Origin of the sequence: Solilutibacter silvestris, assembly GCF_050574925.1 — a bacterium.
GTDB lineage: Bacteria > Pseudomonadota > Gammaproteobacteria > Xanthomonadales > Xanthomonadaceae > Solilutibacter > Solilutibacter silvestris_A.
In genome coordinates, this window is the sequence record NZ_JBCMOO010000013.1 from 12,114 (window position 1) to 22,507 (window position 10,394).

Annotated in this window: 21 protein-coding genes and 1 pseudogene; all 22 read right to left on the bottom strand. The window is 63.6% G+C overall.

Annotated elements, in window-relative coordinates; all coding sequences use genetic code 11:
* The coding region (locus ABE093_RS13395; protein ID WP_430761413.1) for a preprotein translocase subunit SecY at positions 1-559 on the bottom strand (559 nt) is incomplete at its 3' end.
* Positions 560-566: 7 nt separating this feature from the next.
* A complete protein-coding gene (gene rplO, locus ABE093_RS13400) occupies positions 567-1,004 on the bottom strand; it encodes a 50S ribosomal protein L15 (RefSeq protein ID WP_430761414.1) in 438 nt (145 codons plus the stop codon).
* Between the two features lie 4 nt (positions 1,005-1,008).
* Positions 1,009-1,206: a 50S ribosomal protein L30 gene (gene rpmD / locus ABE093_RS13405; protein WP_430761415.1), complete on the bottom strand. Its 198-nt coding sequence runs from the start codon at positions 1,204-1,206 to the stop codon at positions 1,009-1,011.
* Positions 1,193-1,756 (bottom strand): 30S ribosomal protein S5, encoded by a 564-nt coding sequence (gene rpsE, locus ABE093_RS13410; protein ID WP_430761416.1) that lies wholly within the window; start codon positions 1,754-1,756, stop codon positions 1,193-1,195. Before rpsE ends, rpmD begins: the two co-directional genes overlap by 14 nt.
* A 134-nt stretch (positions 1,757-1,890) precedes the next feature.
* A complete protein-coding gene (gene rplR, locus ABE093_RS13415) occupies positions 1,891-2,244 on the bottom strand; it encodes a 50S ribosomal protein L18 (protein ID WP_430761417.1) in 354 nt (117 codons plus the stop codon).
* A gap of 29 nt (positions 2,245-2,273) precedes the next feature.
* On the bottom strand, positions 2,274-2,801 hold the full coding sequence (gene rplF / locus ABE093_RS13420) for a 50S ribosomal protein L6 (protein WP_430761418.1): 528 nt from the start codon (positions 2,799-2,801) through the stop codon (positions 2,274-2,276).
* 14 nt (positions 2,802-2,815) lie between these two features.
* A pseudogene (gene rpsH / locus ABE093_RS13425) lies at positions 2,816-3,188 on the bottom strand (30S ribosomal protein S8).
* A gap of 82 nt (positions 3,189-3,270) precedes the next feature.
* Positions 3,271-3,576: a 30S ribosomal protein S14 gene (gene rpsN, locus ABE093_RS13430; protein ID WP_430761419.1), complete on the bottom strand. Its 306-nt coding sequence runs from the start codon at positions 3,574-3,576 to the stop codon at positions 3,271-3,273.
* Positions 3,577-3,594: 18 nt separating this feature from the next.
* Positions 3,595-4,137 (bottom strand): 50S ribosomal protein L5, encoded by a 543-nt coding sequence (gene rplE, locus ABE093_RS13435; RefSeq protein ID WP_430761420.1) that lies wholly within the window; start codon positions 4,135-4,137, stop codon positions 3,595-3,597.
* A gap of 11 nt (positions 4,138-4,148) precedes the next feature.
* Positions 4,149-4,460 (bottom strand): 50S ribosomal protein L24, encoded by a 312-nt coding sequence (rplX, locus tag ABE093_RS13440; RefSeq protein ID WP_430761421.1) that lies wholly within the window; start codon positions 4,458-4,460, stop codon positions 4,149-4,151.
* Between the two features lie 13 nt (positions 4,461-4,473).
* Entirely contained in the window at positions 4,474-4,842 is a 369-nt protein-coding gene (gene rplN, locus ABE093_RS13445) for a 50S ribosomal protein L14 (protein WP_100322015.1), read from the bottom strand.
* Between the two features lie 14 nt (positions 4,843-4,856).
* Complete coding sequence (gene rpsQ / locus ABE093_RS13450) at positions 4,857-5,120, bottom strand: 30S ribosomal protein S17 (protein ID WP_430761422.1); 264 nt, start codon at positions 5,118-5,120, stop codon at positions 4,857-4,859.
* 14 nt (positions 5,121-5,134) lie between these two features.
* Entirely contained in the window at positions 5,135-5,326 is a 192-nt protein-coding gene (rpmC, locus tag ABE093_RS13455) for a 50S ribosomal protein L29 (protein WP_430761423.1), read from the bottom strand.
* The gene (gene rplP / locus ABE093_RS13460; RefSeq protein ID WP_103075277.1) at positions 5,326-5,739 is read right to left on the bottom strand and encodes a 50S ribosomal protein L16; all 414 of its coding nucleotides are present in this window, start codon (positions 5,737-5,739) and stop codon (positions 5,326-5,328) included. Before rplP ends, rpmC begins: the two co-directional genes overlap by 1 nt.
* A 3-nt stretch (positions 5,740-5,742) precedes the next feature.
* A complete protein-coding gene (gene rpsC, locus ABE093_RS13465; protein ID WP_430761424.1) occupies positions 5,743-6,492 on the bottom strand; it encodes a 30S ribosomal protein S3 in 750 nt (249 codons plus the stop codon).
* A gap of 2 nt (positions 6,493-6,494) precedes the next feature.
* Positions 6,495-6,830, bottom strand: coding sequence for a 50S ribosomal protein L22 (rplV, locus tag ABE093_RS13470; RefSeq protein WP_430761425.1), 336 nt, complete (start codon positions 6,828-6,830; stop codon positions 6,495-6,497).
* Positions 6,831-6,840: 10 nt separating this feature from the next.
* Entirely contained in the window at positions 6,841-7,113 is a 273-nt protein-coding gene (gene rpsS / locus ABE093_RS13475) for a 30S ribosomal protein S19 (RefSeq protein ID WP_430761426.1), read from the bottom strand.
* A 6-nt stretch (positions 7,114-7,119) separates the two neighbouring features.
* Positions 7,120-7,947 carry a 50S ribosomal protein L2 gene (rplB, locus tag ABE093_RS13480; RefSeq protein WP_430761427.1) on the bottom strand — a complete coding sequence of 276 codons (828 nt, stop codon included), beginning with the start codon at positions 7,945-7,947 and terminating at the stop codon, positions 7,120-7,122.
* Between the two features lie 11 nt (positions 7,948-7,958).
* Positions 7,959-8,252, bottom strand: coding sequence for a 50S ribosomal protein L23 (gene rplW / locus ABE093_RS13485; protein WP_430761428.1), 294 nt, complete (start codon positions 8,250-8,252; stop codon positions 7,959-7,961).
* On the bottom strand, positions 8,249-8,851 hold the full coding sequence (gene rplD, locus ABE093_RS13490) for a 50S ribosomal protein L4 (protein ID WP_430761429.1): 603 nt from the start codon (positions 8,849-8,851) through the stop codon (positions 8,249-8,251). The genes rplW and rplD overlap by 4 nt, the downstream gene beginning before the upstream one ends.
* Before the next feature lie 2 nt (positions 8,852-8,853).
* On the bottom strand, positions 8,854-9,510 hold the full coding sequence (rplC, locus tag ABE093_RS13495) for a 50S ribosomal protein L3 (protein WP_430761430.1): 657 nt from the start codon (positions 9,508-9,510) through the stop codon (positions 8,854-8,856).
* An 11-nt stretch (positions 9,511-9,521) separates the two neighbouring features.
* Positions 9,522-9,833: a 30S ribosomal protein S10 gene (gene rpsJ / locus ABE093_RS13500; protein ID WP_430761431.1), complete on the bottom strand. Its 312-nt coding sequence runs from the start codon at positions 9,831-9,833 to the stop codon at positions 9,522-9,524.
* Positions 9,834-10,394 lie beyond the last annotated feature (561 nt).

Genomic DNA, 10,394 nt, shown 5'->3' on the forward strand with positions numbered 1-10,394 from the left:
CGCCACGCTCGGTCATCTGCTCGCCCAGCCACATCAGGAAGATGGTGCCGGCGGTCAATGCAACCACTGCGGTCAGGATGAAGGCCGGACCCGGGTGGTATACCACCTGGATGCCGTTCTGCGCACCGGACGCCTGCAGCGCCGTGGCAATGCCGAACGCCTGGAAGACCGCCAACGGCACCGCGCCGATGCGCGACCACTGGTTGATCTTGCGACGGCCCGACTCGCCTTCCTTCTGGATCGCCTTCAGGCTCGGGAAGATCTGCGTGCACAGCTGCACGATGATCGACGCCGAGATGTAGGGCATCACGTTCAATGCGAGCACGCTGAAACGCTGCAGCGCGCCGCCCGAGAACATGTTGAACATGTCGACGATGGTGCCCTTCTGGGCATCCATCAACTGGACCATCGCCTGCGGGTTCACGCCTGGCACCGGGATGTAGCACCCGATGCGATAGACGATCAGCGCACCAATGACGAACAGCAGGCGCTGGCGGAGCTCGGTGAACTGACCGAGACCGCCACCGAGACCTGCTACCGCGTTGCCGGGTCGCGACATGCGGGGATTACTCCTCGAACTTGCCGCCGGCGGCTTCGACTGCCGCCTTGGCACCGGCGGTCGCAGCGATGCCCTTCAGCACGAAAGCCTTGGAGACTTCGCCCTTCTTGACCAGCTTGGCCTTCTTCGCGGTGCTCGGCACCAGGCCGGCAGCGCGCAGCGCGGCGAAGTCGACCGTGCCGGCTTCGAGCAGCTCGAGCTGGTACAGCATCACTTCGGCGGTGTCCTTGGACAGCTTCGAACGGAAGCCGATCTTCGGCAGGCGCATCATCATGGGCATCTGGCCGCCTTCGAAGCCGGCCTTGATCTTGCCCTTGCCCGAGCGAGCGAACGAACCCTTGTGGCCGCGGCCGGCGGTCTTGCCGAGGCCGGAACCGATGCCGCGACCGACGCGCTTCGGCTCGGTGCGGGCGCCAGCGGCGCGCTTGATGGTGTTGAGCTTCATGTGATTACTCCTCCACCCGGACCAGGTAGTAGACCTTGTTGATCAGGCCACGGACCTGCGGGCTGTCCTTCAGTTCGCGCACGTCATTGAGCTTGTTGAGGCCCAGCGCACGCACGGAGAGGCGGTGCTTCGCCTGCGTACCACGCAGGCCCTTCACCAGCCGCACCTTGACGGTGCCGGTGTTCGACTTAGTTGCTGACATGGAGGATCTCCTCGACCGACTTGCCACGCTTGGCGGCAATGTTGGACGGCGAATGCATCTGCACCAGGCCCTTCAGGGTGGCGCGGACCAGGTTGATCGGGTTGCGCGAACCGGTGGCCTTGGCCAGCACGTTCTTCACGCCGACCGCTTCCAGCACGGCGCGCATCGCGCCGCCGGCGATCACGCCGGTACCTTCGGACGCCGGCTGCATGAACACGCGAGCCGCGCCATGGCCGGACTTGACCTGGTGCCAGAGGGTGCCGTTGTTGAGGTCGACCGTCTTCATGGTCTTGCGGGCCTGCTCCATCGACTTCTGGATGGCGACCGGCACTTCGCGCGCCTTGCCGTAACCGAAGCCGACCTTGCCGGCGCCGTCGCCGACGACGGTGAGCGCGGTGAAGGTGAATTGGCGACCGCCCTTGACCGTCTTGCTGACGCGGTTGACCGCAACCAGCTTCTCGATCATGCCGTCATCGTAGTCCTCGCGCGGAGCGCGATCGTTGCGATCGCGGCCACGGGGCTCGCGCTGTTCGCGTTGTTCGTTGGCCATGTAACTGTTCCTGTGTGATTAGGGATGTACGGCCTTCTGGCCGCTTGGAGTTGTGGGTTGCAGCGGGCGATTCAAGGCCTCCGCAATCGGAAGCCCAGCCCGGCGCGCACTCCGCGCCGGCGAGTGGAACGAAATCAGAACTGCAGGCCGCCTTCGCGGGCTGCATCGGCCAGGGCCTTGATGCGGCCGTGGTAGCGGTAGCCGGAACGGTCGAACGCGACCTTCTCGACACCGGCAGCCTTGGCGCGCTCGGCGATCATCTTGCCGACGCGGGCGGCGGCTTCGATGTTCTTGCCGGACTTCAGGTCGCCACGGACGTCGTCCTGGGTGGTCGAGGCGGCAGCCAGGACCTTGGAACCGTCGGCAGTGAACAGCTGCGCGTACAGGTGCTGGCCGGTGCGCAGCACCGACAGGCGCGGCACGCCGAGCTTCTTGATCTGCGCGCGGGTGGACTTGGCGCGGCGGAGACGAGCGATTTTCTTCAACATGATGATTCTCCCGAAAGCGGATCGACGCTTTACGCCTTCTTGGCTTCCTTGCGGATGATGGTTTCGTCGGAGTACTTCACGCCCTTGCCCTTGTAGGGTTCCGGCGGACGGTAACCGCGAATCTTGGCGGCGACTTCACCGACGCGCTGCTTGTCCGCGCCCGTGACCACGATTTCGGTCTGGGTCGGGGTAGCGATCGTGATGCCTTCCGGCGCCACGAAGACCACCGGATGCGAGAAGCCCAGCGACAGGCTGAGGTCCTTGCCCTGCATGGCGGCGCGGTAACCGACGCCGACCAGCTCGAGCTTGCGGGTGAAACCTTCGGACACGCCGGTGACCATGTTGGCCAGGATGGCGCGGATCGTGCCGGTCAGGGCGACCTTCGACGGATCGTTGGCGGCCAGCTGGGCAACACCGTTCTCGACCGTCAGCGCAACGCCTTCCGGCTGCGCGATGGTGAGGGTGCCCTTCGGGCCCTTGGCCTCGATCTGGCCGTTCTGGGTCTTGATCTCCACGCCCTTGGGCAGGGTGATCGGCTTTTTGGCGACTCGGGACATGGTGCGCTCCTGGATCAGGCCACGAAGCACAGGACTTCACCGCCGACGCCCTGATGGCGCGCCTGCGAGTCGGTCATGATGCCCTTGGAGGTGGAAACGATGGCGATGCCGAGGCCGCCCAGCACCTTCGGCAGCGCGTGCTTGCTGCGGTACTGGCGCAGNNTCGATCACCGGCTTGCCTTCGAAGTACTTGAGCTGGACTTCCAGCTCGGCCTTGCCGCCGCCGAGGTCGGTGACGCGCAGGTCGCTGATGTAGCCTTCGGCCTTCAGCACGTTGGCGATCGCAACCTTGATCTTGGAGGACGGCATCTTCACCGTCGGCTTGCCCACAGCGGCCGCATTCTTGATGCGGACCAGCATGTCGGCGATGGGATCAGTCATGCTCATTGAGTCATTACCTTATGAGTATCGATATCCGCTTTCGCGAATTGGATTTGTTGAATGCAGCCGGCAATTGTAACCGGTTTGCTTACCAGGATGCCTTGCGCAGGCCCGGGACGTCGCCACGCATGGTGGCTTCGCGCAGCTTGTTGCGGCCGAGGCCGAACTTGCTGTACACGCCCTTCGGACGACCGGTCAGCACGCAACGGCTGACCTGGCGGGAAGGCGACGAATCGCGCGGCAGCTTCTGCAGCTTGGTCGCGGCGTCCATCTTCTCCTCGTAGGACGCGTCCTGGCTGGAGATGATCTTCTTCAGCGCATCGCGCTTCGCCGCATATTGCTTGGCGAGCTTGGTGCGCTTGACTTCGCGGTTGACCATGGAGGTCTTGGCCATGTCGATATGTCCTTGCGGTCAGTTGCGGAACGGGAAACGGAAGGCTTCGAGCAATGCCTTGGCTTCTTCGTTGGTCTTGGCGGTGGTCGTGATCGCGATGTCCATGCCGCGCAGCGCGTCAACCTGGTCGAAGTCGATCTCCGGGAAGATGATCTGTTCCTTCAGGCCCATGTTGTAGTTGCCACGGCCGTCGAACGAACGACCCGAAACACCACGGAAGTCGCGCACGCGCGGCAGCGAGATGTTGATCAGGCGATCGAGGAACTCGTACATCTTGTTGCGACGCAGGGTCACCTTGCAGCCGATCGGCCAGCCGTCGCGGATCTTGAACGAGGCCACCGAGACGCGGGTCTTGGTGATGATCGGCTGCTGGCCGGTGATCTTGGCCAGGTCGGCCACGGCGTTTTCCAGCACCTTCTTGTTGGTCGCGGCTTCGCCGACGCCCATGTTGATGGTGATCTTCTGGATCTTCGGGACCTGCATCGGATTGGTGTAGCCGAAGCGCTTCATCAGCACCGGCACCACTTCTTCCTTGTAGATTTTTTCCAAGCGAGTGTTCATGTCTTTAGACCTCAGGCGTCAATCGCATCGCCGGAGCGGAACACACGCAGTTTGCGTCCATCCTCCAGCACCTTGATACCGACGCGCTCACCCTTGCCACTGGCCGGGTTGAACAGCATCACGTTCGAAATATGGATCGAGGCTTCGCGCTCGACCACGCCGCCGGGCTGGCCGGCCTGCGGATTCGGCTTGGTGTGGCGCTTCACGACGTTGATGTTCGAAACGAACACGCGGTCGCCGGCAACGCGCACGACGTCGCCCTTCTTGCCCTTGTCCTTGCCGGTGATGACGATCACCTGGTCGCCTTTCTTGATACGGTTCATGGTGTCCTCCGGCTCACAGCACTTCGGGTGCGAGCGAAACGATCTTCATGAACTTCTCGGAGCGCAGTTCGCGCGTCACCGGCCCGAAAATGCGGGTGCCGATGGGTTCATGCTTGTTGTTCAGCAAGACGGCGGCGTTGCCGTCGAAGCGGATCAGCGAACCGTCCGGGCGACGCACGCCCTTGCGGGTACGCACGACCACGGCGTTGTAGACCTCGCCCTTCTTCACCTTGCCGCGCGGGATGGCGTCCTTGATCGACACCTTGATGATGTCGCCGATGCCGGCATAACGGCGCTTGGAACCTCCAAGCACCTTGATGCACATGACTTCCTTGGCACCGGAGTTGTCCGCGACATCGAGGTGGCTCTGCATCTGGATCATGTTCTAGCCTCCTCTTATTCGGCCGCGCGGGCGACGATTTCGACCACGCGCCAGTTCTTGGTCTTGGACATCGGGGCGCATTCGGCGACGCGCACCAGATCGCCTTCGTTGCAGGCGTTGTCGGCGTCGTGGGCGTGCAGCTTGGTGGAGCGACGGATGTACTTGCCGTAGAGCGCGTGCTTGATCTGGCGCTCGACAAGCACGGTCACCGTCTTGTCCATCTTGTTGCTGACCACGCGGCCTTCGACCGTGTGCTGCTTTTTATCAGTGTTGTTCATGGTCATGTCCGTGATTACTTCTTGGCCACGACGGACTGCTGCATCTTGGCGCGGGCGATTTCCCGGCGGACGCGGCGGATCTCGTGGGTCTTTTCCATCTGACCGGTCGCCTTCTGCATGCGCAGGGCGAACTGCTCCTTCTGGAGTTCGGTCACGTGGTTGGCCAGGTCCTTCTCGGACAACTGGCGGAGTTGCTTGATGTCCATCAGCGCACCGTCCGGGTCACGAATTGGGTGGTCACCGAGAGCTTGGCGGCGGCCAGGCGGAACGCCTCGCGCGCGGTCGCCTCATCGACGCCCTCGATTTCATAGATCATGCGGCCGGGCTGGATCTGGGCGACCCAGTACTCGACGTTGCCCTTACCGGAGCCCATTCGGACTTCGATCGGCTTCTCGGTGATCGGCTTGTCGGGGAACACGCGGATCCACATCTTGCCGCCGCGCTTGACGTAACGGCTGATGGCACGACGGGCGGCCTCGATCTGGCGCGCGGTCAGGCGGCCGGTCTGCGTGGAACGCAGGCCGTACTCGCCGAACGACACGGCATTGGAACTCCAGGCCAGGCCTTCGTTACGGCCCTTGTGGAGCTTGCGGTATTTGGTTCGCTTGGGTTGCAGCATGGCTTAGCCCCTTGCCTCACGGTTGCCGCCATCGCGATCGCCGCGCGGCGCACGCGGAGCGCGGGCCGGACGGTCGCTGCGCTCATTGCGCGGCTCGTCGTTCTTTTCCTGGCCCACTTGCGCGAAATCGAACACTTCGCCCTTGTAGATCCAGACCTTGATGCCGATCACGCCATAGGTGGTGTGCGCTTCGGCGAAACCGTAGTCGATGTCCGCACGCAGGGTGTGCAGCGGCACGCGGCCTTCGCGGTACCACTCCGAACGGGCGATTTCAGCGCCGTTCAAGCGGCCAGCGACATTGACCTTGATGCCCAGTGCGCCCAGGCGCATCGCGTTGCCGACCGAGCGCTTCATCGCGCGGCGGAACATGATGCGGCGCTCGAGCTGCTGCGCGATCGACTCGGCGACCAGCTGCGCGTCGAGCTCCGGCTTGCGGACTTCGCTCACGTTGATGTGCGCCGGGACGCCCATGACATCGGACACTTCCTTGCGGAGCTTCTCGATGTCTTCGCCGCGCTTGCCGATCACCACGCCCGGACGGGCGGTGAAGATGGTCACGCGCGCCGACTTGGCCGGACGCTCGATCAGGATGCGGGAGATGCCGGCCTGCGCCAGCTTCTTGCGAAGCAGTTCGCGGACCTTGAGGTCACCGGCGAGGAAACCGGCGAATTCCTTCTTGCCGGCATACCACTTGGAGTTCCAGTCCTTGGCGATGCCGAGGCGGATACCGACGGGATGAACTTTATGACCCATGGTTACTTGCCCTCGGCGACGACGATGGTGATGTGGCTGGTGCGCTTGAGGATGCGGGTGCCGCGTCCCTTCGCACGCGCCATGAAACGCTTCAGGCTCGGACCTTCATCAACCATGATGGTCTTGACCTTCAACGCATCGGCATCGGCGCCGACATTGTTTTCGGCGTTGGAGACGGCCGACCACAGGACCTTGTGGATCATGTGGGCTGCCTTCTTGTCACTGAACTTCAGCAGGTCCAGTGCACGAGCCGCGGGAAGACCGCGAACCTGGTCGGCGACCAGTCGGGCCTTCTGCGGGGAGATGCGCGCGGAGCGCAGGATTGCCTTGGCTTCCATCATGCTCTCCTTACTTCCCGGCCTTCTTGTCGCCGCCATGACCCTTGAAGGTCCGCGTCAACGAGAATTCGCCGAGCTTGTGGCCAACCATGTTCTCGTTGACCAGCACCGGCACGTGGGCCTTGCCGTTGTGCACGGCGATGGTGAAACCCACCATCTCCGGCATGATCATCGAGCGACGCGACCAGGTCTTGATCGGCTTCTTGGTATTGGTGCCCGCGGCCTCCACCTTCTTGGCGAGGTGGTGGTCGATGAATGGGCCTTTCTTGAGTGAACGTGCCATTGCCGATTAACTCCTGCGGTCGCGCACGATGAATTGCTGCGTGCGCTTGTTCTTGCGCGTCTTGTAACCCTTGGTCGGGACACCCCACGGGGTGACCGGATGCGGGTTGCCCTGGCCGGCCTTGGCCTCACCACCACCGTGCGGGTGGTCCACCGGGTTCATGGCGGCACCGCGGACGGTCGGGCGGACACCGCGCCAGCGCTTCGCACCGGCCTTGCCCAGCTTCTCCAGGTTGTGTTCGACGTTGCCGACTTCACCGATGGTGGCGCGGCAATCGACCGGAACCTTGCGCATTTCGCCGGAACGCAGGCGGAGCGTGGCGTAGCCCTGCTCGCGTGCGATCAGCTGGACGCCGGCGCCAGCGGCGCGGGCCATCTGGGCGCCCTTGCCCGGCTTCATCTCGACGCAATGCACCGTGGTGCCGACCGGGATGTTGAGCAGCGGCAAGGTGTTGCCGGCGCGGATCGGCGCGGTCACGCCGGCCATCACCTGGTCGCCCGCCTTCAGGCCCTTGGGGGCGATGATGTAGCGGCGTTCGCCATCGGCGTAGCACAGCAGTGCGATGTGCGCGGTGCGGTTCGGGTCGTATTCGATACGCTCGACCTTGGCCGGGATCGTTTCCTTGTCACGCTTGAAATCGATCAGGCGGTAGTGCTGCTTGTGGCCACCACCGATGTGGCGGGTGGTGATGCGGCCGTAGTTGTTGCGGCCACCGGTCTTGCCCTGCTTCTCGAGCAACGGTGCGTACGGCGCACCCTTGTGGAGATCGGGCGTCACCACGCGGACCGCGCTGCGGCGGCCTGCGGAGGTGGGCTTGAATGTCATCAATGCCATGGTCGTTTTCCTCAGGCCTTGGCCGTCACGTCGATGGCCTGGCCATCAGCGAGGGTCACGTACGCCTTGCGCCAGTCGCCACGGCGGCCGGTGCGGTTCTTGAAAGCCTTGACCTTGCCCTTCACGTTCACGACGTTCACGGCAGCGACCTTCACTTCGAAGATTTCTTCCACGGCGGCCTTCACATCGGCCTTGGTGGCGTCCTTCGCGACTTCGAAGACGTACTGGTTGGAGACTTCCTGCAGGCGGGCGGTCTTTTCAGACACGCGCGGTGCACGAATCACGGAATACACATTGAGGCTCATGCCAGCCACTCCTCGATCTTCTTGACCGCGTCGGCAGTCATCACGACCGTGTCGGACGCGACCAGCGACACCGGATCCAGGCCCTGCACGTCGCGCACTTCCACGTACGGGATGTTGCGGGCGGCCAGGTACAGGTTCTCGCTGGCGTCTTCGACGACCAGCAGCGGACGCTTGCCGGCCTTCAGTTCTGCCAACTTGCCGACCAGACCCTGGGTCTTCGGCGCATCGACGTCGAACGCATCGACCACGACCAGACGTTCCTGGCGGTTCAGTTCCGACAGGATCGAAGCCATCGCCGCGCGATACATCTTGCGGTTGACCTTCTGCTCGAAGCTGCGCGGCTTGGCCGCGAAGGTCACGCCACCGCCGACGAAGATCGGGGCGGTCAGGGCGCCGTGACGTGCACCGCCACCCTTCTGCTTCTTCGACTTCTTGGTGGTGCCGTTGACTTCCGAACGCGTCTTCTGCGCCTTGGTGCCGGAACGGCCGGCGTTGCGATACGCGGTGACGACCTGCGAAATCAGGTCCGCGTTGAATTCACGGCCGAAGATCGCGTCGGAGACCGACACTTTCTTGCCGCTGATGTTGGTCAGTTCCATGCTCAGACTCCCTTGCTCGTCGGACGCACGATGACGTCGCCGCCCGGAGCACCCGGAACCGCGCCACGCACGGCGATCAGGCCGCGCTCGGCGTCGACCTTGACGACCTTGAGGTTCTGCGTGGTCTGGGTTTCGGCACCCATGTGGCCGGACATCTTCTTGCCCGGGAACACGCGACCCGGCGTCTGGCGCTGGCCGATCGAACCGGGGGCACGATGCGACAGCGAGTTACCGTGGGTGGCGTCGCCCATGCGGAAGTTCCAGCGCTTGATCGTGCCCTGGAAGCCCTTGCCCTTGGTCACGCCCTGGACATCGACGATCTGGCCTTCGCTGAAGATGTCGGCCTTGACTTCACCGCCAACGGCGAAATCGGCGATCTTGTCGTCGGCCACGCGGAATTCCCACAGGCCGCGACCGGCTTCGACCTTGGCCTTGCCGTAGTGGCCGGCGCCGGTCTTGTTGATCAACGCGGCGCGCTTGACGCCGGCGGTGACCTGGATGGCCGAGTAGCCGTCGACTTCGACGGTCTTGACCTGGGTGATGCGGTTCGGCGTGGCCTCGATCAGGGTCACCGGGATGGACTTGCCATCTTCGGTGAACAGACGGGTCATGCCGGCCTTGCGGCCGACGATACCGAGCTGGTGCACTTTCGCGCTCATTCTCGGTCTCCTCAGGCCAACTTGATCTGGACGTCAACGCCAGCCGCGAGTTCGAGCTTCATCAGCGCGTCCACGGTCTTGTCGTTGGGGTCGACGATGTCGAGCACGCGCTTGTGCGTGCGGGTCTCGTACTGGTCACGCGCATCCTTGTCGGCATGCGGCGACGTGAGAATGGTGTAACGCTCGAGCTTGGTCGGCAGCGGGATCGGGCCGCGCACTTGCGCGCCGGTCCGCTTGGCCGTCTCGACGATTTCGCTCGTGGAACGATCGATCAGGCGATGATCGAAAGCCTTGAGCCGAATTCGGATCTTCTGGTCCGCCATGGCGGGAATTCCTTTGGTTGAAAGAGCAACGGCCGGCCGCTAGGTGGACCGAACCGCGAGGGGCCCCGACTTTCCGGGCTTGCCGCGACTCACGTCGGCGGCCAGGGTCCGGCAGTATCGGGATTCCAGTACAACATCCTGAAAACACAAAGGCGGCCCGGTCACCCGGCCCGCCCAGACGGAAAGCAATACGTCGGCTACGGCCAATGGCCGCCCGCCCACGACATGATCCCTGTCCGGCGAATACGAGGTGCAATCCTTGCCCCTCTTTTCGCTGTCACCTGCCCGGCACGAATGCCGAATCCGCAAGTGGTCTTACATTCTAGCGGGTACAGAATGGCCTTTGCAAGCCCCGGCCCCAAAAATAAATGGGGCCAGACCTAAGCCGAGATTCCGGCGCCCCTGCCTAAGCAGGCAACGCTCGGCATTCTGCCTCGCCGATGCCCGTCTCGGGGGAGGGGGTTTCACACACGCCCCCAACCAAACCAGTTATTCCCTTTTTCGTTTTTTTGCGGCGGCGGAGGCTCCGGTGCGAACGACCCCCCCTCACGCGAAGGTCCG